The organism is Haloarcula regularis (assembly GCF_029338315.1).
Lineage (GTDB): Archaea > Halobacteriota > Halobacteria > Halobacteriales > Haloarculaceae > Haloarcula > Haloarcula regularis.
In genome coordinates, this window is sequence record NZ_CP119794.1 from 940,003 (window position 1) to 965,722 (window position 25,720).

The 25,720-nt window shown below is 66.2% G+C and carries 27 protein-coding genes, 1 tRNA gene and 1 pseudogene; 14 read left to right on the forward strand and 15 right to left on the reverse strand.

What is annotated here, in order from left to right:
* Positions 1-10: 10 nt before the first annotated feature.
* The 4 genes from P1N55_RS05115 to P1N55_RS05130 form a co-directional block, all read right to left on the reverse strand.
* On the reverse strand, positions 11-1,621 hold the full coding sequence (locus P1N55_RS05115; protein WP_276277879.1) for a DHH family phosphoesterase: 1,611 nt from the start codon (positions 1,619-1,621) through the stop codon (positions 11-13).
* A 34-nt stretch (positions 1,622-1,655) separates the two neighbouring features.
* Positions 1,656-2,084, reverse strand: a complete 429-nt coding sequence (gene lrpA1, locus P1N55_RS05120; protein WP_276277880.1) for an HTH-type transcriptional regulator LrpA1 — start codon at positions 2,082-2,084, stop codon at positions 1,656-1,658.
* Positions 2,085-2,168: 84 nt separating this feature from the next.
* Positions 2,169-3,107, reverse strand: a complete 939-nt coding sequence (locus P1N55_RS05125) for a thiamine pyrophosphate-dependent enzyme (protein WP_276277881.1) — start codon at positions 3,105-3,107, stop codon at positions 2,169-2,171.
* Between the two features lie 2 nt (positions 3,108-3,109).
* Positions 3,110-5,008, reverse strand: coding sequence for a 2-oxoacid:acceptor oxidoreductase subunit alpha (locus P1N55_RS05130; protein WP_276277882.1), 1,899 nt, complete (start codon positions 5,006-5,008; stop codon positions 3,110-3,112).
* 255 nt (positions 5,009-5,263) lie between these two features.
* On the opposite strand from P1N55_RS05130, the gene P1N55_RS05135 reads away from it, so the two are divergent.
* Positions 5,264-5,983: a DICT sensory domain-containing protein gene (locus P1N55_RS05135; protein ID WP_276277883.1), complete on the forward strand. Its 720-nt coding sequence runs from the start codon at positions 5,264-5,266 to the stop codon at positions 5,981-5,983.
* Positions 5,980-6,219, forward strand: coding sequence for a hypothetical protein (locus tag P1N55_RS05140; protein WP_276277884.1), 240 nt, complete (start codon positions 5,980-5,982; stop codon positions 6,217-6,219). Before P1N55_RS05135 ends, P1N55_RS05140 begins: the two co-directional genes overlap by 4 nt.
* A gap of 65 nt (positions 6,220-6,284) precedes the next feature.
* On the opposite strand, the gene P1N55_RS05145 is transcribed toward P1N55_RS05140, so the two are convergent.
* The 10 genes and pseudogenes from P1N55_RS05145 to P1N55_RS05190 all read right to left on the reverse strand — a co-directional run bounded on the left by P1N55_RS05145 (position 6,285) and on the right by P1N55_RS05190 (position 14,705).
* A complete protein-coding gene (locus P1N55_RS05145; RefSeq protein WP_276277885.1) occupies positions 6,285-6,734 on the reverse strand; it encodes an ester cyclase in 450 nt (149 codons plus the stop codon).
* 87 nt (positions 6,735-6,821) lie between these two features.
* Complete coding sequence (locus tag P1N55_RS05150) at positions 6,822-7,607, reverse strand: N-acyl homoserine lactonase family protein (protein ID WP_276277886.1); 786 nt, start codon at positions 7,605-7,607, stop codon at positions 6,822-6,824.
* Between the two features lie 83 nt (positions 7,608-7,690).
* Entirely contained in the window at positions 7,691-8,845 is a 1,155-nt protein-coding gene (locus P1N55_RS05155) for an acyl-CoA dehydrogenase family protein (protein WP_276277887.1), read from the reverse strand.
* 322 nt (positions 8,846-9,167) lie between these two features.
* On the reverse strand, positions 9,168-9,767 hold the full coding sequence (locus P1N55_RS05160; RefSeq protein WP_276277888.1) for a chemotaxis protein CheC: 600 nt from the start codon (positions 9,765-9,767) through the stop codon (positions 9,168-9,170).
* 79 nt (positions 9,768-9,846) lie between these two features.
* Positions 9,847-10,514 (reverse strand): annotated as a pseudogene (locus tag P1N55_RS05165) (O-methyltransferase).
* A gap of 41 nt (positions 10,515-10,555) precedes the next feature.
* Positions 10,556-11,506 (reverse strand): mechanosensitive ion channel family protein, encoded by a 951-nt coding sequence (locus tag P1N55_RS05170; protein ID WP_276277890.1) that lies wholly within the window; start codon positions 11,504-11,506, stop codon positions 10,556-10,558.
* Positions 11,507-11,554: 48 nt separating this feature from the next.
* Positions 11,555-12,367: a BtpA/SgcQ family protein gene (locus P1N55_RS05175; RefSeq protein WP_276277891.1), complete on the reverse strand. Its 813-nt coding sequence runs from the start codon at positions 12,365-12,367 to the stop codon at positions 11,555-11,557.
* A 51-nt stretch (positions 12,368-12,418) separates the two neighbouring features.
* Positions 12,419-13,009 (reverse strand): thioredoxin family protein, encoded by a 591-nt coding sequence (locus tag P1N55_RS05180; RefSeq protein ID WP_276277892.1) that lies wholly within the window; start codon positions 13,007-13,009, stop codon positions 12,419-12,421.
* Positions 13,010-13,058: 49 nt separating this feature from the next.
* Complete coding sequence (locus P1N55_RS05185) at positions 13,059-14,297, reverse strand: MFS transporter (protein ID WP_276277893.1); 1,239 nt, start codon at positions 14,295-14,297, stop codon at positions 13,059-13,061.
* A 66-nt stretch (positions 14,298-14,363) separates the two neighbouring features.
* Positions 14,364-14,705 carry a hypothetical protein gene (locus tag P1N55_RS05190; RefSeq protein WP_276277894.1) on the reverse strand — a complete coding sequence of 114 codons (342 nt, stop codon included), beginning with the start codon at positions 14,703-14,705 and terminating at the stop codon, positions 14,364-14,366.
* Between the two features lie 150 nt (positions 14,706-14,855).
* Here P1N55_RS05190 and P1N55_RS05195 point away from each other — a divergent pair, with 150 nt between their 5' ends.
* The 6 genes from P1N55_RS05195 to P1N55_RS05220 all read left to right on the forward strand — a co-directional run bounded on the left by P1N55_RS05195 (position 14,856) and on the right by P1N55_RS05220 (position 21,916).
* A complete protein-coding gene (locus tag P1N55_RS05195) occupies positions 14,856-15,350 on the forward strand; it encodes an Lrp/AsnC family transcriptional regulator (RefSeq protein WP_276277895.1) in 495 nt (164 codons plus the stop codon).
* Positions 15,347-16,492, forward strand: a complete 1,146-nt coding sequence (locus P1N55_RS05200; RefSeq protein ID WP_276277896.1) for a pyridoxal phosphate-dependent aminotransferase — start codon at positions 15,347-15,349, stop codon at positions 16,490-16,492. The genes P1N55_RS05195 and P1N55_RS05200 overlap by 4 nt, the downstream gene beginning before the upstream one ends.
* 174 nt (positions 16,493-16,666) lie before the next feature.
* The gene (locus P1N55_RS05205; protein ID WP_276277897.1) at positions 16,667-19,147 is read left to right on the forward strand and encodes a type II/IV secretion system ATPase subunit; all 2,481 of its coding nucleotides are present in this window, start codon (positions 16,667-16,669) and stop codon (positions 19,145-19,147) included.
* A gap of 3 nt (positions 19,148-19,150) precedes the next feature.
* Positions 19,151-21,193 carry a type II secretion system F family protein gene (locus P1N55_RS05210; protein WP_276277898.1) on the forward strand — a complete coding sequence of 681 codons (2,043 nt, stop codon included), beginning with the start codon at positions 19,151-19,153 and terminating at the stop codon, positions 21,191-21,193.
* Between the two features lie 103 nt (positions 21,194-21,296).
* A complete protein-coding gene (locus tag P1N55_RS05215; protein WP_276277899.1) occupies positions 21,297-21,626 on the forward strand; it encodes a TfoX/Sxy family protein in 330 nt (109 codons plus the stop codon).
* An 83-nt stretch (positions 21,627-21,709) separates the two neighbouring features.
* Positions 21,710-21,916: a hypothetical protein gene (locus tag P1N55_RS05220; RefSeq protein WP_276277900.1), complete on the forward strand. Its 207-nt coding sequence runs from the start codon at positions 21,710-21,712 to the stop codon at positions 21,914-21,916.
* 161 nt (positions 21,917-22,077) lie between these two features.
* Here P1N55_RS05220 and P1N55_RS05225 read toward each other — a convergent pair.
* Positions 22,078-22,149: transfer RNA gene (locus tag P1N55_RS05225), tRNA-Ala, on the reverse strand.
* A 168-nt stretch (positions 22,150-22,317) separates the two neighbouring features.
* On the opposite strand from P1N55_RS05225, the gene P1N55_RS05230 reads away from it, so the two are divergent.
* From P1N55_RS05230 to P1N55_RS05255, 6 genes are read left to right on the forward strand one after another with little or no spacing between them, the layout of a single operon-like run.
* Positions 22,318-22,938 (forward strand): DUF7287 family protein, encoded by a 621-nt coding sequence (locus P1N55_RS05230; RefSeq protein ID WP_276277901.1) that lies wholly within the window; start codon positions 22,318-22,320, stop codon positions 22,936-22,938.
* Position 22,939: 1 nt separating this feature from the next.
* Positions 22,940-23,527 carry a DUF7288 family protein gene (locus tag P1N55_RS05235; protein WP_276277902.1) on the forward strand — a complete coding sequence of 196 codons (588 nt, stop codon included), beginning with the start codon at positions 22,940-22,942 and terminating at the stop codon, positions 23,525-23,527.
* Positions 23,515-24,354, forward strand: coding sequence for a DUF7261 family protein (locus tag P1N55_RS05240; RefSeq protein ID WP_276277903.1), 840 nt, complete (start codon positions 23,515-23,517; stop codon positions 24,352-24,354). Before P1N55_RS05235 ends, P1N55_RS05240 begins: the two co-directional genes overlap by 13 nt.
* Positions 24,351-24,542, forward strand: a complete 192-nt coding sequence (locus P1N55_RS05245; RefSeq protein WP_276277904.1) for a hypothetical protein — start codon at positions 24,351-24,353, stop codon at positions 24,540-24,542. The genes P1N55_RS05240 and P1N55_RS05245 overlap by 4 nt, the downstream gene beginning before the upstream one ends.
* On the forward strand, positions 24,535-24,981 hold the full coding sequence (locus tag P1N55_RS05250) for a DUF7266 family protein (protein WP_276277905.1): 447 nt from the start codon (positions 24,535-24,537) through the stop codon (positions 24,979-24,981). The genes P1N55_RS05245 and P1N55_RS05250 overlap by 8 nt, the downstream gene beginning before the upstream one ends.
* Positions 24,974-25,717, forward strand: a complete 744-nt coding sequence (locus P1N55_RS05255; RefSeq protein WP_276277906.1) for a DUF7289 family protein — start codon at positions 24,974-24,976, stop codon at positions 25,715-25,717. The genes P1N55_RS05250 and P1N55_RS05255 overlap by 8 nt, the downstream gene beginning before the upstream one ends.
* Positions 25,718-25,720 lie beyond the last annotated feature (3 nt).

Here is a 25,720-nt window from a genome sequence, read left to right on the forward strand (position 1 = left end):
AAAGACTCCCCTACCGGGGGTCGGCGTCGCCGTCGCCGGTCGCCGGGGCCGTCGCCTCGCCGTCCTCGTCGCCGGTCTCACCGTTCGTACTCGACTTCGACTCGCCGTCGTCGGGGTGCGCCCGCCCGACCAGCGAGTCGCCCAGCATCGCGTTGGCGAACCCCTCGGTCGTGTACTCCGAGGGGTCGTACACGTCGAGCAGGCGGTTCGACCGCGCCTCGACGGCCTCGAGGAACCGGTTGTTGACGACCGCCCTGACGATGTCGTGCAGCGACTCCTCTCGGTCGTCGACCGACTCGAGGACGCCCAGCGTGATCTGGGCGCCGGCCATGTCGGCGTGGCCGCCCGCCGACCCGATCTGTCCGAAGGCGTCCCGGAGCGCCTCGCCCAGGTCGATGTCCGCGCCGCGGGCCCGGGCCGACGCGTAGATGGTCCCCTCCATCACGCCGTAGACCATCGTCGCGTGGACGCCATCCAGGTCCAGCAGTCGGTCGGCGGCCTGGGCCAGCGCGTCCCGGTCGGTGACCTGGCCCACACAGCTCAGCAGGACCGAGCCCTCCTGCTCGCGGTTCGTGATGGCCCGTCCGATGACCGAGAGCGTCTCGGAGGTCACGCTCGGGTCCTCGATGCGCTGGAGGACGCCCATGTCGGCCCGCTCGACCAGGTGCGCCGCCGCCAAGAAGTCCTCGGCTGAGACCTCGCGGCGGAAGTCCCGCGTGTCGACGCGGATGCCAAAGAGGAGGCCGGTCGCAATGGCTTCTGGGATTTCGACGTCGAACCGACGGAAGTAGTCGACCAGCAAGGTGCTCGTCGCGCCGACGCCGCTTCGCAGGTCCACGAACCGTCCCTCGACCGGGACGCGGGGCGGGTGGTGGTCGATGACGATGTCGATGTCGAGGTCCTCGGGCAGCTGGTCGTTGACGCCGGGCCGGGAGTGGTCGACGAGGGCGAACCCGTCGAAGGGGTCGAGCGCCTCGGGGTCGTCTGGGTCTAAGTTCTCGAGGTCGTACTCAAGCAGGTTGACGAACGCGCGGTTCTCCTGGTGGGAGATGGCACCGTAGTAGCAGACGGTCGCCGAACAGTCGGCGCGGTCGGCCAGTTCGGCCAGGGCGACGGCGCTGGCGATGGCGTCCGGGTCGGGGTTGTCGTGTGTCACGACGGCCAGTTCGCCGTCGACGTCCCGGAGGATGCGCTGGAGCTGGCGGACACGCGTCCCGTCCTCGCCGACGGCCGTCTTGAACCACCCGGTGAGCACCTCCGTCGGGTCGACGATGCTGTCTGCGAGGGTCTCGAAGGCCTCGCGCTGGTCGGCAGTCGCATCCGTGCCGGTGTAGACCAGGAGGAAAGCGTCGGGAAACAGCGTGTCAGCGGTCCGCGCGGCCCGCAGGTTCGTCGCGGGGTCCTCGGAGGCGACGACGACGGTGTCCGGCGCGACGTCGAGTGCAACGAGTTCGTCGGCGTCCGTCTGGTCGGCCTCGGTCACGCCGATGCCGTCGTCCCGGAGCGCCCCGGCCCGGTGCCTGTCGTCGGTGACGACCACGAGCTCACCCTGCCGGTCGCTGAGCGTGTCGAGCAGCGACAGCGCGGTGGGCCCGGCGCCCAGCACCAGCCGGGAAGACATACCAGCTCCTCTACCCGGAGCGGCTAAAAACCCTTCACTTCAGTCGTTCCTGGAGGAACGAGGGGTGTGCGGCGGTGACGCCGTCGAGGGCGAGAATCTCGTCCTCGATGACCCTGGCCATCGACCCGCCGTCGGGCGCGCGGACCTCGGCCATCAGCATGTGGTCGCCGCTGGACGTGTACAGCGCCTCGATGGCGTCGACGTCTTTCAGTTGCCGCGTCGCCTCGACGTACCGTTCGCTGGCCACGTCCATCCCCACCAGCGCGATAGACTGCCCCGCGAGCTTCTTCGGGTCCACGTCGGCCGAGTAGCCGACGATGACCCCCTCCTCCTCGAGCTTCTTGATGTACTTTCGCACCGTCGGTTTCGAAACGTCGGCTCTGTCAGCGATCTCGGCGTAGGACGCCTGGGCGTCTTCCTCCAGGATAGATAAGATTCGACGCTCCGTCGACTCGGTGCTCATGTAGCGTATTTTTCCGTGGACAAAAAAATATCTTCCGAACAAGAAACCCCTCGTGTACGACAGCCCAAACAGGGTGTCGACGGGTTACTTGTGGTGGTGGAGCAGCTCGTCGTAGGTCCGCTCCCACTCGGCGTCCTCGTCGAAGTAGCGCTCGGCGAGTGGCTCCTCGGGCATCTCGCCGGTCGCGCGCTTCTCCTCGCCGTAGGACGGGCTCTGGTCGTCGACGTAGTAGCGACCGGTCAGCACCTCGCCCTCGTAGAGCTTGTTCTCGGTCTGGAACATCATCTCGGCCGCCTCCTGGCGGTCCGAAACGTTGTGGTCGTACTCGTCGGACTGCTGGATGTCCGTGTACGGGACGTAGTGTTTCGCGTCCTTGTTCCAGGTCGGACACTGCGTGAGGAAGTCGATGTGGGCGAACCCGTCGTGTTCGATAGCCTCGGCGATGATCTCCTTGGCCTGGTTCGGGTTGACCGCGGCGGTCCGGGCGATGTAGGTCGCCCCGGCGTTCAGCGACTGGCTGAGCGGCCGGATGGGCGACTTCGCCGAGCCGTGGGGCTGGGTCTTCGACTTGTGGCCCTTCGGCGAGGTCGGCGATGTCTGGCCCTTCGTGAGCCCGAAGATCTCGTTGTTGAACACGATGTAGGTCATGTCGTGGTTCTCACGGGCCGTGTGGATGAGGTGGTTGCCACCGATGCCGTAGCCGTCGCCGTCGCCGCCGGCGGCGATGACTTCCAGTTCGGGGTTGGCCAGCTTCGCGGCCCGGGCGACGGGCAGGGAGCGGCCGTGGATTGTGTGGAACCCGTAGCTGTTGAAGTAGCTGTTAAGTTTCCCGGAACAGCCGATTCCGGTAAAGAGGGCGACCTCGTCAGGGTTCCTGCCCACCATGGGCATGGCCTGTTTCAGCGCCTTGAGGACGCCGAAGTCACCACAGCCCGGACACCAGGTCGCCTGCGGTTCGATGCCGGGTGTGAATTCGTCTCGGTCGATCTCGCGCTCGTCTCCGATTGCACTGAATGCACTCATGGTTAGTCACCCGCTGCGGGGAGGTACTTCATGTTGGTCGCGGCGAGGTCCTCGCCGTTGATGCTGGACTCGAACCCGTCGACGATTTCGGCGGGCTCGAAGGGGTTGCCGTTGTACTTGAGGAGGCTCGACATCTTGTCGCCGTACTTGCCGATCTCCTTCTGCGTGAGGCCGCGGAACTGCGCCGTGGCGTTCATCTCGACGACGAGCGCCTTGTCGACGGACTCGAGGAACTCGCTGACCTCCTTGACGGGGTAGGGCATCATGTCGGAGACGCCCAGGGCCTTCACCGAGTGGCCGGCTTCGTTGAGCCGGTCGACGGCCTCGAAGGCCGTGTCCTGCTGACTGCCCCAGACGAGGATACCGTAGTCGGCCTCCTCGGGCCCGTAGTAGGTCTGGTGGGCCGCGTTCTCGTCTAAGTCCGCGCGGATGTCGTCGAGCTTCTCGAGTCGACGGTTCATCTGGGCGATGCGGTTCGCGGGGTCCTCGCTGATGTGACCCTCCTCGTTGTGCTCGTTCCCCGTCGCGAGGAAGCGACCGTTCTTCTGGCCGGGGATGGAGCGCGGACTGACGTTCGAGCCGTCCTCGGGGTCGTGCAGGAACCGCTTGAACTTTCCGGAGGAGTGGTGCGCCGCCTCCTCGATCTCTTCCTCGGTGAGGACCGAGCCGGGGTCGGCGTTCGGCTCCTCGTCGAAGTGACTCGCCGGCAGGTTCCGGAGCTCGCCCTGGATCTTCTGGTCGTAGACGACGATGGCCGGAATCTGGTACTCGTAGGCGATGCGGAACGCCGAGCGCGTCTGCGTGTAACACTCGCGGATGTTTGCTGGGGCGAACACGACCCGTGCGGAGTCACCCTGTGACGTGTACAGGACGTGTTCGAGGTCGGCCTGCTCGGGCTTGGTCGGCATCCCGGTCGACGGCCCGGCACGCATCGCCTCGACCAGCACGACGGGCGTCTCGGTCATCTCCGCGAGGCCGAGCGGTTCGGACATCAGCGCGAAGCCGCCGCCCGAGGATCCGGACATGGCCTTGACGCCGGCGTGAGAGGCCCCGAGTGCGAGCGCCGCGGCCGCGATCTCGTCCTCGACCTGCTCGGAGATGCCACCGAAGTTCGGCAGGTGCTGGGACATGATGGTGAAGACGTCGGTCCACGGAGTCATGGGGTACCCGGAGATGAACCGACACCCCTCGTCGAGGGCCCCGTAGGAGATGGCGTTGGAGCCCGAGAGGATGACCTGCTCCTCGTCGTGGGTGTTTTCGGGCACCTCGATGTCGTGGTCGACGTCGAGTTCGCTGGCCGCCTCGTAGGCGTCCTCGAGGACCGCGAGGTTCGCGTCCTGCATGTCCCCGCTCATGTTCTGCTCGATGAGTTTCTCGAACTCGTCGGTCTCGATGTCGAGGATGGCGGCCGTCGCACCGATACCGGCCGTGTTGCGCATGATCTCGCGGCCGTGTTCCTTGGCGATGCCCCGTAGGTCCATCGGGACGACCTCCCAGCCGTTCTCCTCGGCGGCCTCCTCGAGGCCGACCTCGTCGACGTCCGCGTCGTCGAGCAGCCCCTCGTCGTACAGCAGGACGCCGCCCTCGCGGAGTTCGTCGAAGTTCTCGTACAGCGGCTTGAGCTCTTCCTTGCCGTAGTAGGCTTCTTCCTGGGGGTTGCGCGCGAACGAGTCGCCCAGAGCCAGCAGGAAGTTGTAGCCGTCGCCGCGTGACTGTACCGGTTCGTCCTTGGCCCGTACCTCCACGTACGTGTGGCCACCCCGAATCCGCGACGGGTAGTGGCGATGTGTGAACACGTGAAGTCCCGAACGCATCAGGGCCTTCGCGAAGTTCTGACTCGTCGAGTCGATTCCGTCCCCGGAACCGCCCGCGATTCGCCAGATTAGCTCGTTGTCTGTCATGGGTAAATCTCGGCCCCAGCTGTGGTGCCGTACTCTGGCAATTGGGGGGCCGTGACTAAAGATTTTCCACTCCGACGACACTCATTAATCGTTATCTTTCGTTTGACGGGCCTCAGTTGGCCGATTTCGGGAGTCGAGTGCCGACCGACTTCGAAGAACGTCGAGTCGAGAACGGAAATGTTCACACGTAGGCACCACGCCCGAACACGATCCGGCGGAAGGCATAACCACATTCGTCACCTACCTCCGGCGTCGATGTCGCTCTCCGAACTCATCGCCGGCGTCGAGAGCCACGAACAGACGCTGACCGTGTACAACGCCGGCGAAGACGTCGGTGACGAACTCCGGGCGCAGTTCGCCGACCGCAACATCCGCGTCGAGACGGAACGCACCGAGAGCGGCCGGCCCGGTGAGTTCGTCACGCTGAGCGACGACGGCGAGGTGGTCACGGCGACCAGTCTGGCGGCCTTCCGCGACGAGCTCGGCACGGAGTCGGCCGCGAGAGCGGTCGGCGACAGCCCGTACCGGCCGATTCTCGACCACCTGGACGAGACGATGTTCACCTCGTGGTCCATCGACCGCCTGGTGGCTGCCTCCCGGGAGATAGAGGACCGGGCCTGGCGGGTCGGCAGCGGGGCGCTTCACGCCGGATTCCAGACCACCTCGACGCTCGAGGGCGAACTCGACCTCTACGAGCGCCTGGGCGAGACGGACGTCGACGTCCACGCCTACGCGTACCCCGACACGGACCCGCCCGCTCACGAGGGGTTCACGCTCCACCTCGAACGGGCCAGCGAGATCGAAGACTCGTGGTTCGTCGTCTTCGATGGCGGGGGCGACGACGAACAGAAGAGCGCCCTGCTGGCCGAGGAGCGCGAACCGAGGGCGTTCTACGGGTTCTGGACCTACGACCCGTCGACGGTCGACTACATCCTGACTCACCTCGAGTCGACCTACGGGTTCGTCGAACAGTGAGCGAGGGTGAGCGGCCGTGTCGCGCGTTCCAGGTTGCAGAGACTGGACAGCGAGTCAACGGCCTCGAGTTCGAGCTCGCGCTCGCCCTCGACTGCTGGCGAGTACTCGAGCGCGAGCGCGACCGGTGGCTCGTCCGGACCGTCGACGGCGAAACCATGACGCTGCTGCCGGTCGAGTCGTCCGGACCGAGGGCGTCGTCGAAGCCTGTGAGTGACGGTCTCGACGGAGATTCCTGAACCAAGGCGAGAGCGCACCGGGACCAGACACAGTCCTGGCCGGCTGCGCGAACAAAGTGGGTCGCCTACGCAGGCAGTTCTTCGGGGGCCGCCCCGACCTGTCTGAGGAGGGCGAGCATGTCGTAGTACCACCGGGCTTCGGTCACCGTTTCGCCGTCTAGTTCGTAGACGGTGACTCCCGAGAACTCGACGGCTTCGTGAGTCGGTTCGATATCGAGACCGGGGAGGTGCCCCTCGTGAGTGCCGCTCATTTCCCACTCCACGGCCACCTTACCATCACCGACGATGACATCACTGTCGGCAAAGCTGGCCGTGAAGTCGGGGAAGGCCTCACGGATGTCCGTGATCCACTCCTTGAACGCGTCTCGTCCGTCGTAGGTCGTTCCTGCCGGGACGTCGTGGACCCTGACAGATTCGGCAAACAGGTCGTCGACGGCGTCGAGGTCACCCTCGTTCCAGGCGGCGTCGTACTGCTGGAACCGCTCGGCGAGGTCGGAAGGAGGTTGTGTAGCCATCGTGTCACCAAGGCTGAACTTGGTGGAGTTGTAGTAAAACCACACTGCCGGATATTTCCTGTACTGCGCGGTGTAACTGCGTCCAGGTTACTGCAAGGCCTCGAACGCCTCGCGGTCGTGGCCCAGTAACAGGTCGGCACCGGTCTGGCGCTCGATGTCGCGGCAACGTTCGAGACTCTCCTTCCACGCGCCGTTGTTCCACAGCAGACCCGTCGCCATCGGCTGGCCGGCGTAGTTCGCCTCGACGTAGGCCTCGTCGCCGACGACGAGCAGGGGGCTGTCGGGCCTGTCGACGAGCGCGCCCAACAGTCCGGGCGTGTGACCCGGCAGGTGGAGCAACTCGACACCGTCTGTCAGGTGATACCGGTCGCCGTGGACGACCTGCCAGTTCAGGTCGTGGTCGAAGTCGCTGGCGAGGTAGGCGATCGAGCCCTCGTCCGTCTTCGCGCTGTAGTACGCGAAGGGAAGTTCCTCGCGGTGGACGTAGATCGGCACGTCCGTCCCCGCGAAGTTGTACAGGCCCCCGGCGTGGTCCAGGTGGAGGTGGCTCATCACGACGGCGTCGATGTCCTCGAGCGAGTAGCCCGCGGCACCCAGGTCGTCCGAGAGGTGGTGCTCGTCGGCGTCGACGTGGGCGAACGCCTCGAAGAGCGGTTCGGGCCAGTAGCCGTCACCGGCCTCGGGGTGCGAGCCAGTGTCCCAGAGGATAGTCGTCTCCGGGGTCTCGACGACCAGGTTCCAGACGACGAACTCGGCGTACTCGTGGTCGGGCGAGCGGTTCGAGGCGGTAGCGACGGCGTGCCCGTCGACCACGAAGTTCATGTCGGCCCTGACCGTGCCGCGGTCGACGAACGTGACGCTGGTTTCGTCCATACCCGAGATAGATGTCAGACAGGGATAAGGGGTGGGCCAAACTGGTAGGTAATGGCAGTGTGACCCAATGTGCCGGTTCAGTGTTACTGGGGCGCCTGCCGGTAGATGAGGTTGCGCTGGATGTCGTTTGCCCCTTCGTAGATGACCGGGATACGGACGTCGCGGTAGACCCGAGAGATGCGATTCTCGGTCAGCACCGAGCGACCGCCGTGGAGCTGCATCCCCTTCTCGGCGCAGTCCATCGCCGCCTCGGTGGCGCGGGTCTTCGCCAGCGCGGCCCAGTACCCGGCGTTGTCCTGGTTTGCGACCCGGTCTGCGGCGTGCCAGGTGAGCGTTCGGGCCGACTGGAGTTCGAGTTGCATGTCGGCGAGCTTGTGCTGGACGGCCTGGAACTCGTCGACGGTGCGGCCGAAGGCCTCCCGGTCGTGGACGAACTCCCAGGCCTCCTCGATGGCGGCCGTCGCCAGGCCCAGGCCGTGGCCGCCGACGATGACCCGGCCGTGGTTGAAGAACTCCGCGAGCATGTAGAACCCGGCGCCCTCGACGCCGACGAGGTGCTCCTCGGGGATTCGGCAGTCGTCGAAGACGATGTGGGCCTGCTTCGACGCCCGGAAACCCATCTTCTCGGGGATGTGCTCGGGGTCGTACCCATCGGTGTCGGTGGGGACGATGAACATCGAGTAGTTCCCGTATCGGTTGTTCGGATCGTCGCCGGTCTTGGCGTAGACGGTCACCCAGTCTGCTTCGACGCCGTTGCCGATCCAGTACTTCTCGCCGTTGAGGACCCACTCGTCGCCGTCCTTCTCGGCGGTCGTCGACATCCCCGCCAGGTCGCTACCGGTCTCGGGTTCGGAGACGGCCAGGCCGGTTATCTGCTCGTTCTCCGCCACCGGGCGGAGGAATTCCTCTTTCTGGGCCTCGTCGCCGTGGTCCTCGACGATCTCCGCGCCGAAACTCGCCAGCTGGAGCGTGAGCGCGATGCCGGCGTCGGCCCGGTAGAACTCCTCGGCGATGGCGAGGATCTGGTGGAGGTCAAAGCCCCGCCCGCCCCACTCCTCGCCGAGGTCCTGGGCGACCAGGCCGGCGTCCATCCCCGCTTCGAGGATGTCGACGGGATACTCGCCGGACTCGTAGTAGTCCGCGGCGTTGGGCGCGATGTGTTCGTCGGCGAACTCCCGTGCGGCCTGCTTGACCTCGCGGGCGTGCTCGGGGACCAGCTCGTCTGAGAGTAACTCCATGGCCGACCCATGGACCGTGCCACCATATACCTCGTGAAACTCCGGAAAACGTCGCCAGAGTTGTTTCCGAGACACCACCGATAGTCGACCGGCACGCGTTTCCCGGTCAACAGTAAGCGAGTGGGACGTATCGACGCAAACTACCTGGTCGCGGGCGCTGGTGTCGGCGCTCCCGGCCGTCCGGGACCACGGGGGCTTCGTCCTCATCTTTCGCAGCCTCGTCGCCGGCGTCGAGTGAGACACCGCACGTCGCACTCCCAGGCCCTGACCGTCGGTGGACCGACGGTCGCCGGGTGCCGCCGACTCGTCGAAGAAGCCGCCCTCAGACGTCGATTTGCTGCATGAGGTCGACCAGCTCCTCGAGTTCGGGGAAGGTGTAGACGGTCACGTTGATGTCGGAGTCGAGGGCCTGGACGCGCGAGTCGAACATCAGCGCCATCTCGTTGTCCCAGTCGCCCACGAGCTGGTCGACCATCCCGCTGCCCGGCCCGAACGTGAAGTTCGGCGTCGAGATGTCGATGGTCGTGTCCAAGACGTTAGCCCACCCGTCGATGAACCCCGAGGTCATGATGTTCCCGATCTCCTGGATGGCCGACCGCTCCATGTCGGTGAAACCGGTCGCGCTGGGGTCGGTCTCGCCCATGTCGCCGATCATCCCGGCCGCGAGGTCCTTCGCGCTCCGGGCGCTGAACAGAAAGAGGATGTAGCCGTGGGGCTTCTCGACCATCTCGATGCTGATGCCGATCTGTTTCTCGTCGCCGATCTGGGTCTTGATGTCCGGAATGTCGATGAAGTTGATCTTGGTGATCTCCATCTGCGTCTCCATCCCCGTCATCTGGCTGAGGTGGCTGGCGACCGTGTTGCCCTCCTTGGCCATCTGGTTGAACAGTCCGAGCTTCCGGATATCTATCTTCAAACTCATGAGCAAAGGGGTCTTGATTGAGGTTCTGCCCCCTCGTACATAAGCGGTGCACCCGCATTTTCGCAGGCGAGAATCGGACTCACGCGACTCTGACGCTCACCGCGACACCCTCGCCCAGCGGCAACAGCCCCGTCTCGAAGTCCGGGTCGGACCTGACCGTCTCGAGGTAGTCCGCGATGCCCCGACTCATCGCGTTCGCGTCGACGGACTCGCCTGCGAGCAGGGCCCGGACATCGTCGAAGTCGAGCGGTCCGGCTTCGATGGCGTTGTCCGCCGCGACGACGCCACCGACGGGAACCTTCTCGCGGACCGCCGCGAAGGCCTCGGCGTAGCGGTCCTTCTCGTTGTCGACGAGCACCACGTCGAAGGGGCCCGCGTAGTCCGCGACGACGTCGATGGCGTCGCCGTGTTCGAAGCGCGCCCGGTCGGCGTAGCCGCCCCGCTCGAGGAACTCGCGGGCCTCCTCGAGTTCGTCGGCGTCGACCTCGGTCAGCACGATCTGGCCGTCGGCGGGGAGTGCCGGCGCCATCCAGTACGCCGAGTAGCCAAAGCCGGAGCCGAACTCGAAGACCCGCTCGGCGTCGACCATGTGGGCCAGCATCCGGAGCCACCCGCCCACGACCGGACCGACCGTCGGGAACCCCTCGCGGTCGGCCTTCGCGTCCATCGCCTCGATGACCTGGTCGGTCTCGGGGCGAGCGTCCGGGCGAACTGTTCGGTGACGTCGGGCAGCGGATTCTCGTCCATACGAGCCCTGCGACCGGGGCGCTGGTAAAACCCAGCGGCGGTCAGCGGTTCCGACCGACCGGGAAGCTGACCCGGTCCGGGGACTCGTTGAACGCCTGGATGATGCGCCGGTACAGTTCGTTTTTCACCCGCTGGCCGCGCCGCGGGTGGACGAGATAGCGGAGTCGGAACTCGACCCACGACTCCGCCTGGACGACGTTGACCGTCGGCCGGTCCTGGACCTCGAGCTCGACCGGCGTCGACTCCAGGTTGCGCCGGTACCGCCCGATGCGGTCCGCCATCTCGTCGCCGAGGTAGTCGTCGGCGACGGTCCGCATCGTCTCGCTCGCGAACTCGAAGTCGGTCTCGTAGGCCACCTGTATCGACAGCTCGTTCCAGACGAACGGGAACTCGTCCTGGGTGTAGTTTTTCACGTGCGAGGAGAGGACCACGCTGTTTGGCAGCGTGATGATCCGCCCCGAGGGTTGGTTCGAGGAGACGAGTTCGCCGTCGATCTCCCAGAGGGTCGTCACCAGGAACGACACCTCGACGACGTCGCCCTTCGAGGACTCGATCGCGATCCGGTCGCCGGCCTGGTAGGGCCGCTTGACCATGATGTAGGCCCACCCGAGCAGCGAGAACAGCGGTTGCTGGAGCGCGAAGGTGACGGCGAACCCGACGACGCCGAGCGAGAACAGCAGGCCGAGCCACTGCTGGGTGAGGATGCCCAGCGCCGCGAACGTGCCAGCGAGGCCGAAGGCGAGGCGGAGGACGTTCTGGGCGTCGTGTTTCCGCCGCTTGTCCGGGGTGTGGCGCTGGACGGCGTGGTTGACGAGGCGGTAGCAGCCGTAGGTCGCGAACCCGACGGCGACGGCCGAGAGCACCTTCACCAGGAGAAAGGAGAGCGCGAAGCCGTCGACCGTGCCAGTGACCCCGAGTCGCTGGACGGCGACGACGCCCACGGCCGCGAGGGCTGCGAGGACCAGCGAGAGATAGCCGAGTGGACGACTCACGACACCGAAGTAGGGCGGGGTGCCCTAAACGGTTTGGAGGGGGCGCCGTCAGCGCCCCCGGTCGGCCGCCGCGACCAGCGTCTCGACCCGCTCGCGCGCGACCGAGTTCGTCGGCACGCCGTCGCGTTTCAGCGCCGTCCCGACGACGACGCCGTCGGCGGTTTCGAGCAGGTCGCGGACCGTCGCTGCCGTGACGCCGCTGCCGACAAACACCGGGACGGACGGATCGACCTCGTCGCGGGCCGCGACGACGGCCTCGAGGTCGGACGCGGCGGTCGATTCCCCGGTCCCAGCCCCCGAGACGACCAGGCCGTCTGCCAGGCCTCGCTCGATGGCGTCCGCCACTTGCTGGTCGAGCGGGCGGTCGGCTAGCGGCGCTGAGTGTTTCACCGCGACGTCCGCCAGTATCGCGACGTCGGCGTCGATGCGCTCTCGCAGGCGGAGCGTCTCGTGGGCTCGCCCCTCGACGACGCCCTGGTCGGTGAGGCGGGCGCCGGTGTGGACGTTGACCCGGACGAACGACCCCCCGGCCGCGGCGGCCACCGAGAGCGCCGCCGTCGCATCGTTCCGGAGGACGTTGACACCGGCCGGGACGTCGACGGCGTCACGGACCGCACGCGTGAGGGCGGTCATGTCGGCGACGACGTGTGCCGGGACCTCGTCGGGGTAGAAGGGCGCGTCGCCGTAGTTCTCGACGACCAGCGCGTCGACGCCGCCCGCCTCGAGCGCCGCCGCGTCGGCGACGGCCCGCTCGCGAATCTCGGCACGGGGCGCTTCGGACTGTGGGGCGCCGGGGAGCGCCGGCAGGTGGACCATGCCGACCACCGGGCGTTCGGCGCCGAAGACCGCCGCTCGGTTCATACCGCTCGCTTCATCGGCGGGAGTGAAAAAGACAGCCGGCCGCGGGTGGTCCTACGCGTCCCAGTAGTCCGGTTCGTTCCCGGGCTTCCACTTGATGGAACAGCCCCGGGATGGGCGCTCCTCGGCAGTGATGTCCTCGCCCGCGAGCACGGTCTCGACGTGGGCCGCCATCTCGCGCTCGCTCGGGTCGTCCTCGGGGTTGGGGGCGTCGTCCAGTCGGCCGTGATATGCCAGTTCGAAGGTGCCGTCGACGTTGCGAAACAGGAACGGGTCGGGCGTACAGCGGGCACCGTAGGCCGCCGCGACGGACTGGTCCTCGTCGAAGAGGTAGGCGTCGTACTGCACGGTGCCGTCGTCGACGACCGCCTGCATCCGCTCGAAGGAGTCGTCGGGGTACTGCTCGGGGTCGTTCGGGTTGATGCCCACGACGGCGAGGTCGTCGAACTCCTCGGCGAGGCGGTTCAGTTCGGGCATCTTCGCCTTCGCGTATGGACAGTGGTTGCAGGTGAACACGACGAGCAGAGCGCCGTGGTCCGTGAAGTCGGAAGGCGAGTAGGTGGCGCCGTCGGCACCGGGGAGCTCGAACGCCGGCGCGGCGTCACCGTGTTCGAGCACGTCGGATTCCGAGTCTAGCGAGACCATGCGCTCACTTGGGCGAGCGCGCACTAAAGCATCCTGTCAGGTGCCGTGCTCACTCGGGGACGGGGCGCCCGGCGGCGGCGTCGCCCGCGACGGCGAGGACGACCGCCGTCAGCGCGATGGCCAGCACGCCGATGCCCGAGACAGCCAGGAACGCCGCCTCGACGCCGGCCCGTTCGACGACGACGGCGAGCACGGGCGGCGCGACCGCCGCCCCGCCGGAGATGCCGACCGTGAGCAGGCCGAAGTTCTTCCCGGCCGAGTCGTCCGTCGAGAGCGCGTCGGCCAGCGACGCACGGGCCGGTCGACTCGCGTCGACGGTGGCGCTCAGGACGAGCACCAGCGCGAGGGCTCCGAGCGTCGGCAGCACGCCGAGGCCGAGCGCCCCCGCCACGAGGACGAGTGCCGCGTACCCCGCCACGAGCACCGCTGCGGGCGAGACCCGGTCGGTGAGCCACCCACCGCCGAAGATGAGCACGGCGCCCGTGACGAGCATCGCCGAGACCGCAAAGTTCGCCGTCGGGTCGGGGACCCGGTAGACGGTCGCGAGCAGGCCCGCCGTGTACTGCTTGATGCCCCACCCGGCCATCGACGTCACGAACCACAGGACGGTGAGCGCGACGATGGGGGGCGAGGAGAGCACCGTCCGGAGTTCGGCGCGCGCTCGCTGGGCGAGGGGGGCGTCCGTCGTCCCCGTCGCGGTCGGCGCGGTGATGGCGTCGTCGACGCGGCGGTCCAGCGCGAACAGCGCCACCACGCCGTAGAGGCCCCCGAGCACCGCGATGGACCCGACTGCGAGGCGCCAGTTCAGGCCCAGCGTCGCGAACAGTCCGACGACGGCCGGCGGAGTCGCGAACCCGACGGCGCCCGTGAACCCGTGGACGCTGTAGGCCCGACCGCGGGTCGCCGGCGTCGTCGCCGACCCGATGAGCGGGTAGTGGGCCGGGTGGTGGCCCGCGATGCCCACGCCGGTGACGACGCTCGCCACCAGCAGCCAGGCGTAGGACTGGGCGGTCGCCGTCAGCAGCGCCCCCAGCGCGCCGAAAGACAGCGAGAGCGCGAGGACCGGCGTCCGCCCGCGCGAGTCGGACACCGATCCCAGCGGGAGCTGCAGCGCCGTGACGACGACGCCCACGACGCCGAGCGCCACGCCAAGCTGGGCGTCTGTCACTCCGAGGTCGCCCCGGAGCGGGCCGAAAATCGGCGGCAGGAGCATGAAATACGCGTGGTTCACGACGTGGGACCCGCCGACGAGCGCGACGACCAGCCGGGACTGGGAGTCGGTGACCACTGTGGACGGTGCTCCGGGGCGGTGGTAAAAGAGCGTCCTGATTGCTCGCTCGCCGCGACGGTCGGGTTACGACGTCGGCTCCGCGGTGCCGAGGCGCTTGGTGACGGCCTCGTCGAACTCGGCGGCCGCCGCGTAGACGTCGCTCTCCCGGTCGACGGTGTAGGTCGTCTCCTCGCCCTCGGCCTCCTCCTTCGAGAGAAAACCCATCTCGACGAGGTGCTCCAGCGTGCCGTCCAGGTACAGGGTCTTCATCGCGACGTCGGCGGACTCGCTCAGTTCGGTCCGCGTGTACTCGGTGTCGGCGTCGAGACGGAGGATGGCGTCGATGACCGCCGGTGCGTCGTCGTGGTCGGCGACGTGGCCCCACCCCGTGTCGGGGTCCAGTGCCTGCCCAACTTCGTCGTACATTACGTTCACCCAGGGCAGCCCTCTCAATAAAATTCGGGGCTTCGCTGTGAGGTATCGGGTCCGGGCGCCCCCGTCGGCCGGCGGGAAACGGTACCTCGGGACGGCGCGAGTGGAGCAAGGTTTTTGTCCGCGACCCTCCGCCTCCTGTGTATGAGCAGTCGACGAGAGATCCTGGACCTGCTTCGGGAGAACGCCCGCTACACCACCGAGGACATCGCCCGCCAGACCGACTTCTCCGTCGAGGAGGTAGCGGCCGCTATCGAGGACTTCGAGGAGGCGGGCATCGTCCGCGGGTACCAGGCCGTCGTCGACTGGGGCGCCGTCGAGACCGAGGACGAGCGGGTCCGGGCGACCGTCGAGCTGAACGTCGCGCTGGACCGCGAGACCAACTACGGGGACATCGCCGACCGCATCGCGAAGTTCCCGGAGGTCACCTCGCTGCGCCTCGTCAGCGGCGACTACGACTTCGACCTCGAGGTCGAAGGCGACTCGATGCGCGAGGTGTCCCACTTCATCAGCGACAAGATCGCGCCCATCCCCGAGATCACGCAGACGGTCACCCACTACATCATGGAGTCCTACAAGGAACAGGGGATGGAGTTCGGCGACCGCGACGACGACGACAGGCTGTCGGTCTCACCATGACCTTCGAACCCGCCGACCGGGTCGACCAGGTTCCCCCGTCGGGCATCAGGCGGTTCTTCGAGCTGGCCGAGGAGATGGACGACATCATCTCGCTGGGCGTCGGCGAGCCGGACTTCACGGCGCCGTGGGCCGCCCGTGAGGCCGCCATCGCGTCCCTCGAGCGGGGCCGAACCTCGTATACGGCCAACCGCGGCAAGCGGGAACTGCGCGAGCGCATCGCCCGGTTCGAGGCCGACAAGCACGAGCTGCCCTACGACCCGGACGAGGAGATACTCGTCACCGCGGGCGCCAGCGAGGGCCTCGACCTCGCCTTCCGCGCGCTGATGAACCCCGGCGACGCCATCGCCGTCGTCCAGCCCTCGTACGTCTCGTACGTGCCGGACGCGATCTTCGCCGGCGCGGCGGTCGTCGACGTCCCCACGCGGTCCGAAGACGAGTTCAAGCTCACGCGGGACGTCCTCGAGTCGTCGGGCGCCGCCGAGGCCGACGCGCTGGTCTACTGCTACCCGAACAACCCGACGGGGGCGACGATGACCGGCGACGAACTCGCCGAGGTGGCGGCGTTCTGTCGCGAGCACGACCTGGTCGTGTTCGCCGACGAGATATACGCCGACCTGACCTACGAGCACGAGCACACCTCCATCGCGACGCTACCGGGGATGCGCGAGCGGACCATCGTCTTCAACGGGTTCTCGAAGGCCTTCGCGATGACGGGGTTCCGCCTCGGGTACGCGATGGGACCTCCCGAAGCCATCGAGGCGATGAACCGCATCCACCAGTACACGATGCTCTCTGCGCCGACGACGGCCCAGTACGCTGCCATCGAGGCCCTGGACAGCTGCTGGGAGGAGGTCCAGGAGATGACCTCGCAGTACGACCGCCGCCGCAAGTACGTCCTCTCGCGCTTCGAGGACATGGGCATCGACTGTTTCGAGGCCGCCGGCGCGTTCTACGCGTTCCCGAAGTGCCCGTGGGACGACGCCGACGAGTTCGCCGAGGCCCTCTTGCAGGAGGAGGGCGTCGCCGTCGTGCCGGGCTCTGCCTTCGGCGAGGGCGGGTCCGGCCACCTGCGCGTCTCGTACGCGACCGGCCTGCCCGATCTCAAAGAGGCGATGTCGCGGATGGAATCGTTCCTCGAGTGACGGGCCTGGCGCGGTGATCCCCGAGTTATCAGATTTTGTAACGGTCCCGTAAGTTTCAGTATGGGCCGGAGTAAAGCACAGTCAACCGTGCCGAATCGTGTCAAACCGCTTGGAATACAGCGGGACGGGTCACTGACAGTCGATTTCTCTACGGGTCCGCGAGCATGAAAGACAATGGCAATTGACCACTCCGAGGACCGAGCGACGGACCAGCTACAGGCCGGACCGGCGGACGAGGGCGCGACCGTCGGCGAGTACACCTGGGACGACCTCCGGCGGGAGGTCCACAGCGGCGGCCGGTTCGACCGGAGCGAGTACCTCGGATTCGAACCGAACAAACTCCCACGGCACCTGGATGACGGGGCGAGCGCCGCCAAGTCACTCAACGACGTGTTCGAGTCACACATCGACCCGAGCACGACGCCCGTGACGAAGGACGTCTACTCGTGGGAACACTTCAAACAGGAATACTACTACGAGGAGGGTGAGCGCCCGACGGACGGCGAGGGCAACGTCGTCCCGTTCGACGCGTCCGAGTACCTCGCGTTCGAGCCCGAGCAGACGGAGAACGTCCTCTCGTACGGCGAGGACCTCGCGGCCGAACTGGACGCCGTCGTCGACCGCAACACGGTCGACGTCAACCCCGACCTCGACGAGGACGCGTTCTTCTCGACACAGGAGGGCTACACGACCGTCGTCAACCGCTACGACTTGGAGAAGGCGGTGCCACAGTCCAAGAAGTCCCACTTCAATGAACTCGAACGCTACTGGGTCAACAAGCCCTTCGCCTGCGTCGTCATCTTCCACTCCCGGAAAGAAAACGAGAAGAAGTACTACGTCATCGAACCGCACCGCAACCCCATCGAGTCGGACCTCATGTCCTTCCTCTCGGGCAAGCTCAAGACGGCCATCAAGTACTCCGAGGACGACGTCATCGTCCAGGGGTCAGAGGCCGACCGCGCCGACGTCATCCAGCGCGAAGCCGAGCAGCTGCTCTCGCGGTACGACCTCTACGACGGGTCCGTCGGGAGCTCGGGCGACGACGAGAGTTTCGTGGGGCAGGTAAAGAGCCTCCTCGGGATGGAGACCGAGTCCGAGCAGAGCGGGGGGCCACTCGAGGGCATCTCCGCGCGACCGGAACCGGCCATCCTCGAGGACGATCCGAAGACGCTCACCGAGTACCAGGTCGAGAAGCTGCTCTACATGCTCAAGCGGGACTTCATCGGCTACGCCCGCATCGACGGCATCAAACACGACATCAACGTCGAGGACATCTCCTGTGACGGCTACAACTCGCGGGTGTTCGTCTACCACACCGACTACGAACAGATCATCTCGAACGTCGAACACGGCGAGGGCGAACTCGACGACTTCGTCGTGAAACTGGCCCAGCGGTCGGGCAAGGGCATCTCGAAGCGGCAACCGCAGGTCGACGCGACGCTGCCCGACGGGTCGCGTGCCCAGCTGACCCTGGGTCGTGAAGTCTCGGACCACGGGACGAACTACACGATTCGTCAGTTCAAGGACGTCCCGTTCACTCCAATCGACCTCATCAACTGGAACACCTTCTCGCTCGACGAGATGGCGTTCCTGTGGCTCTGTATCGAGAACAACAAGAGCCTCATTTTCGCCGGTGGGACGGCGTCCGGGAAGACCACCTCGCTCAACGCCGTCTCTCTGTTCATCCCCTCGAACTCGAAGATCGTCTCCATCGAGGACACCCGCGAGGTCGAGCTCCCCCAGCGCAACTGGGTCGCGAGCGTCACCCGCCCCTCGTTCGGCGAGGACGACAAAGGGGACGTCGACGAGTTCGACCTGCTGGAGGCCGCGCTCCGACAGCGGCCCGACTACATCGTCATGGGTGAGATCCGTGGCGAGGAGGGTCGTACCCTCTTCCAGGTCATGTCCACGGGCCACACGACCTACACCACCTTCCACGCCGACTCGGTCGGCGAGGTCATCAAGCGCTTCACCACCGAACCGATCAACGTCTCGAAGACCCTGTTCACGGCGCTGGACCTGGTCTCCATCCAGACCCAGACGCGGGTCGACGGCAACAAGGTCCGCCGGAACAAGTCCCTGACCGAGATCAACGAGTACTCCGCCGAGAACGACGAGATCAACGTCAGGGACGTCTACGAGTGGCGGGCCCAGCGCGACGAGTACGTCCAGATGGGCAACTCCAACACCTTAGAGGAGATCAAGTTCGACCGCGGGTGGACCCAGGAGAAGCTGGACGAGGAGATATTCAAGCGCAAGGTCGTGCTCGCCTATCTCATCGAGCAACAGCTGAATACCTACACCCAGGTCGCGGCGACTATCCAGGCGTTCATCAACGACCCGGACACGATACTGACGCTCATCGCCAACGACCAGTTGCGAAACTCGCTCGAGGACCTCCGGGAGATGGAGTCGGTCAAGATCGACATCGACCCCGCGAAAGAGGAGATGGTCCCCCGGCCCGAGGCGCCCGCGGAGATGGTCGAGGAGACAAAGGCCGTCCTCGACGACGCCTCGTCGCTGTTCGACAGCTACCGGAGCCGCGACACCCCCGACATCGTCTCGGCCCTGATGGACGGCGAGATGGACCAGGAATCCGGGACCGAGGACGCCGTCGGGTTCGGCGAGTTCGTCCCGAAGGCCGGGGAGGAGTGACCGATGAGCCTCAAGACGACGGACCGCCAGGAACTGACCAGCGGCGGCGCGCTGGGTGACACCTTCTACCCGGCCTACCAGCGGCTGTTCGACGAGGAGGGCGACTTCGTCCAGAGCGTCGAGGAGAAACTCGCCCAGGCCCGGATGGCCGACAACGTCGAGATGTTCCTGGCGCGGGCCCTCGCCGTCGGCGTCATCGCCGGCCTGGCGCTGTGGCTCGTGGGGACGCTACTGGGTTACCTGCTGGTCAACCTCCTGATTCCGAACCCCGCGGAGTTCACCTTCATCGGCATCCCCGTCTCAGACTCGACGTCGGCGCTCATCGACACGCTGAAGTTGCCGATTCTGGTGCTGTGTACCGGCCTCGTCTTCGGGTTCATCGGCTTCGCCGTCGGTTTCGGCTCGCTCGTCTCGATTCCTTACTTCCGGGCCGGGGCCCGGAAACGGGAGATCAACGTCTTGCTTTCGGACTCCATCTCGTTCATGTACGCCCTCTCCGTGGGCGGACTGAACCAGCTCGAGATTCTGCACGCGATGGGGCAAGCCGACGACACGTACGGCGAGGCCGCAAAGGAGTTCCAGTCTATTGTCTTAGAGACCGAGTACTTCGATACGGACTACCGGACGGCCGTCAGGAACCAGGCGCTCGAGACCCCCTCCGACCAGCTCTCGCAGTTCCTGACCGACATGCTCTCGATCATCAACTCCGGGGGCGACATGACCTCGTTCCTGGAAGACCAGAAGGAGAAACACATGCGGACCGCCCGGCAGGAGCAGGAGAAGATGCTGGAGACGCTGGAGCTGTTCGGCGAGATGTACATGACACTCTCGCTGTTCCCGCTGCTCCTCATCATCATCCTCGTCATCATGTCGATGATGGGCAACGCACAGACGATGCTCATCTACGGGACGGTGTACGGCCTGATTCCGCTCACCGGCATCGCCTTCCTCGTGCTCGTCTCGACGGTCACCCAGGACTCCGTCGGCGACGGCTACCTGCGGCCCAACAGCCGCGAGGAGGACGTCGTCGTCGACGAGGGCATCGGCGTGTTCAACCTCGGCCTCGTCGAGCAGTACACCGGGCGTCACGGTATCTTCGACCGCATCAAGAACCGCGAGGGCACGTACGAACTCACACAGATTCTGCTCAAACCGCACCTGTTCTTCCGGGACCACCCGCTGCTGGTGCTGGGACTGACCGTCCCGACGTCCATCGTCGCGCTGGCAGTCACCATCGTGCTCGGGTGGGCGCCGCTGTCGGTCGACGGGATGGTCGCGAACCCCGTGCTGGGCACGTTCGCGTGGGTGTACGTCCCGCTGTACATCAACTTCCTCCCGCTGGCGGTCTTCTACGAGTGGAACCAGCGCTCGCGGAAGGCCATCGTCGGCAACCTCTCGGAGAACCTCCGGAAGCTGGCCTCTGCCAACGACACCGGGATGACCCTGCTGGAATCTATCAAGGTCGTCTCGGAGACGTCGGCCGGGAAGCTCTCCGACGAGTTCGAGACGATGCACGTGAAAGTCAACTACGGCACCAGCCTCAAGAACGCCCTCCGCGAGTTCAACAACAAGTACCACGTGCCCCGCCTGGCGCGGACGGTGAAGCTCATCGCGGAGGCCCAGGAGGCCTCCAGCCAGATTCAGGACGTGCTGTCGACGGCCGCACAGGCCGCCGAGAACCAGGACGACATCGAGCGCGAGCGCAAGTCACGCACCCGCATGCAGACGGTCATCATCATCATGACCTACCTGACGCTGTTGGGCGTGATGGCACTACTGAAGACGCAGTTCTTAGACGTCATGGCCGGCCTCTCCGCCCAGGCCTCGAACGCCGGCGGGTCGGGCGCGGTCGGCGGTGGCGGTGGCTTCGGGGGCAACGTCGACACGAACATGCTGTCGATGCTGTTCTTCCACGCGGTGACCCTGCAGGCCATCCTGTCGTCGTTCATCGCGGGCTACATCCGCGAGGTGAAACTCATCGCGGGTGTGAAGTTCGTCGTCATCCTCTCGACCATCGCGCTCGCCGTCTGGATACTGGTCGGGTGACCGTCGACGGCGTTTCCCACGATCTCTCGCAGTGACCGTTAAGCCCACAGAACGCGCATCGGGAGAGAGTGCGGCCCCAGGTTCGCGCTCGGGAGTACGACAGATGACATACGACGATGGACTCGCACACCGGATTCGCGAATCGCTCGGCGACCGGCCGGGACTGTCCGAGCAGGAGATGTTCGGCGGCATCGCGTTCATGACTCGTGGCAACATGGTCTGTGGCGTCATCGACGACGCCTTGCTCGCCCGTATCGGCCCGGAGACGTACGACGATGCCCTCGACGAACCGCACGTGCGGCCGATGGATATCACCGGACGAGAGATGCGTGGCCTCGTCCTCGTCGACCCGCCGGGGCTCACCGCCGACGAGGCCTTCGAGACGTGGCTCGACCGCTGTCTCTCGTTCGCCGAGTCGCTGCCCGCGAAGTGAGTGGGGCCCGGCCACGGGGCGGCGGTAGCGCGGGCCCGGCACGACGTGGCGGCTTTTTCAGAGGGGGCGTTCAAACGTCGCACGTGCCCCCCGAGAGAACCTGTCCCGACTGCGCGGAACCGCTCGAAGAGATGGAGTTCCAGGGGAGCGACGCACTGGGCTCGCTCGCTATCGTCTCTCCGGCCTCGGACGACGGCTTCCTCAGCAGCCACCGGGCCGACGAGGTGCTGACGCCCGTGCCGTACGTCTGTCCCGAGTGCCGACGGACGCTGGTGTACGCGGAGGAATGAATAGACTCGCCGGAATCGAGCGACCGCGAAACGAATGCAACGTCGGCGACGAGATGAGTCGAGCGAAGCGAGACGAGTGGACTCGCCGGGATTGAGCAGAATTTCGATTCTGCGATGTTTGGCGAGTCCACGGCTGAGGGAGCGAACGCGACTGAAGAAAGTGGACTCGCCGGGATTTGAACCCGGGGCCTCTCCCATGCCAAGGGAGTGATCTACCCCTGATCTACGAGCCCTCACGGCATTCACCAGTATCCGGTGGCCTTTCTTAAAGGCATCGAACCACAGGGGAGGTGTGAGACGGTCCCGTACGACACAATTGATAATTGCGGCACAATGGCTAAGAGCATCCAGTACGAGCATCGGTCAGACGCAGTTACCAGGGTCATATCGGGTCAAGTATTATGGATGTGCAACGGGACGGGAATCGCGAGGCACGTGGCCAGCGGGGACAGGCAGCGACAGAGCGCGGGCAGACGACGCTCGATTTCGCCATCGGTATGAGCCTCTTCCTCGCGGTCCTCATCTTCATTTTCCTGTTCGTTCCAGGGCTGCTGGCACCGTTTACGGCCGGCGGGCAGGAGGAGACGGTGTCGTCGAATCGGGTCGCAGACTACCTGGCGAAAGGGGCGCTCGGGACGCCGCGGGACCCGTTCGTCCTGGACACGCAGTGTACGATTCTCTTCTTCGATAACCAGACGGCCGCGGACAAGTGCGGTGGCGACTGGAGCGGCGACATGCCGGTCGAGGAGACGATGGGTCTCGACCCGGCGCGCCAGAACCTGAACGTCACCATCCGGGGGACGGCACCGAACAGCGGCGAGGAGGAGATTCTGTGCTGGGACGAGGACGACAACGTGCTCGTCGGCATCTCGCACGGGACGTGTGGCACCACCCCCGGCGATCCCGACGTCCCGTTCACGAGAGGCGACACGCCTCCGGACGCGAACGACGCGACGGTGACCGCCCTCCGCGTGGCCTCGCTGAAAGGGACGGACGTCACTGTCTACGTGGAGATGTGGTAGGATGCGGGGCCAGGCACACACGCTGGAGGCCACCGTCGCGGGTCTGTTGATGCTCGCGAGTCTCGTCTTCGCGCTCCAGATGACGGCCGTGACGCCGCTGTCTGCGAGTACGTCCAGCCAGCACATCGAGAACCAGCAGCAGGCAACCGGGAGCGGCGTCCTCGCGGCGGCGGCCGAGGAAGGGGCGCTCAAGCCAGCGGTGCTGTACTGGAACAATGCCAGTAAGCGCTACCACGACACGAACGGGAACCTGGGCTACTACACGAACGGCCCGCCAAACAACACCTTCGGCGAGATGCTCAACCGGTCGTTCGACCAGCGCGGCATCGCGTACAACGTCTACTTCACGTTCCAGAACAGCGGCGGGGAGAGTATCACTCAGCGCTACGTCTACAGTGGCGTCCCCAGCGACAACGCGGTGGCGGCATCCTACACGGTGACGCTCCTCGACGACGACCACCTCTATAACGCAAACGAGACGCGAAACGCGACGGTGCTGACGGACCCGAACATCACGTACCCGATACCGGACACGGGCCGGACCGTGTTCAACACGGTCCGCGTGGAGGTGGTCGCGTGGCGCATCTAGCCCGCGAGGACCGCGGCCAGATAATCCTCATCGCCGCCTTCGCGCTGGCGGTGACGTTCATCGCGCTGGCGCTCATCGTCAACTCCGCCATCTTCACCGAGAACCTCGCCAGCCGGGGCGAGACGGGCGGGAGCGACGACGCACTCGAGGTGCGCGCGATGGTCGAGGCGAGCGTGGGCGAGGCCATCGCCGGCGCGAACGTCCACAACACGTCCGGGCTGGACGCCGGCGTGGAAGAGGGCATAGAGCAGACGACCGACCAGCTGGAGCTCCAGCAGGTCACCAACGGTGCGCTGGTGGAGGTGTCGCTGGTTCCGGGGTCGACGGTAGACGGCCTCCGTATCGCACAGAACGAGAGTGGCGGACGGGCCTTCGAGGACAACGCGATGTCCGGCGACGACGAGTGGGCGGTCGTCACCCGCGTCGAGCCCCACTCGGACCGGTACAACGCGACGCGAGCCTTCCGGATGAACGTCTCGAGGCTCCCGGAATCAGACTACGCGTTCGTCGTCACCGCGAACGGGACCCAGGGAGAACCCACCTGGGAGATGCGCCTCTACAGCGACTCCGGCGGAGACGTCGACGCCAACGAGGACGTTACCGTCGAGGTCACCACGCCGAGCGGGAGCGAGCACTGCACGCACGAGACCGACCACCCCTACGTCCACGTCGACGTGACCGGGGGACCGTGGCCGGCGAACCGTGTGACGCGCTCAGGCGGGGCTTTTACGATGGGGGCGGAAACTCCACCGTCTTCGACGGTCGGTTCGCACACGGCGTCGGGGACGAGCGGTACAACATCACCTTCGAGAATGGGACCCAGGTGACCGGAAACTACTCGCTCGTGACCAGGTCGACGGGCGCCAACCCGGCCCCAAAACTCAACGCCACCGTGGGGCTCTCGCCGTACGTCACCGACGCGGTCTACAACGTCAGCGTCCGGTTCGCCTACGAGACCTCGGAGGTCCGGTACGAGACCAGGATTCGGGTCGCCCCGGGTGAGACAGATGCGTGAGGATCGTGCCGTCTCCACGGCGCTCGGGTACGTCTTGACCCTCTCTATCGCGTCCCTGCTCGTGACGGGCCTGCTCGTCGCGGGCAGCGGCTTCGTCGAAGACCGCCGCGAGCAGGTCGTCCGGGAGGAGCTGACCGTCATCGGCCAGCAGGTCGGGTCCGACCTGGCCCGGGCGGACCGGCTCGTCCTCGCGGCGGACAGCAGTGGCGGGGACCTGACGGTCCAGCTCAACCGGACCTACCCCGACCGCGTGACGGGGAGTCCCTACCGGATAGCCGTCGATAAATCGAGCGAGCAGGTCGTGCTCGCCGCGTCGAAGCCGGAAGTCACGGTGACGGTCGGCGTCACTCACGAAACGCCGCTCCGGGACTCCTCGGCGGACGGCGGGAACATTCAGCTGGCCTACGACAGCGGGGATCTGGTGATCAGCGATGTCTGAGCGGGCGGTCAGCGAAGTGCTGAGCTTCACGCTGGTGTTCGCGCTAATAGTGACCTCGGTCGCCATCGTGTCGGTGAGCGGCCTCGGGAGCCTCCAGGACGTGCGTGACGCGGAGCAACTCGAGAACGCGGAACGCGCCTTCGACGTGCTGGCCGACAACCTCGCGGATCTCCACCGGCAGGGCGCCCCGAGCAGGGCGACCGAGATCAGCCTCGGCCAGGCGCAGCTGGCGACCGAGGACAACGTCACGATGACCGTCAAAGTCGAAGACGACAGTGGGACCACGATCGACGTCGGGACCTGGGAGATTCGGCCGCTGGTCTACAGCGGCAACCAGGACCGAGAGCTCGTCTACGAGGCCGGCGCCATCTTCCGGACCAACCGCGACAGCGGGTTCGTCGTGCGCGACCCGCCGCTGGTGGTCGACGACGACCGGGTACTGCTCTCGATTATCGGCCTCAACTCGCCGCAGGTCCAGAGCCTCGGTGGGTCGACAGTGCTGGTCCGGGCCACCCACCGCGAGGCCGACGTCGCGTTCTCGCGGACGGACGGGTCCATCCAGTCGCTGACGGTACAGGTCGAGTCCCCGCGTGAGGCCCAATGGGAACAGTACTTCGAGTCACACGGGTTCACCTGTACCGGCAGCGCGCCGGTGTCGTGTGAGTACGACCCCGGGAGCAACTTCGAGCGGGTCTACGTCGTCTACCACGACATCGGTGTCGGCATCGACGAGTAGGCC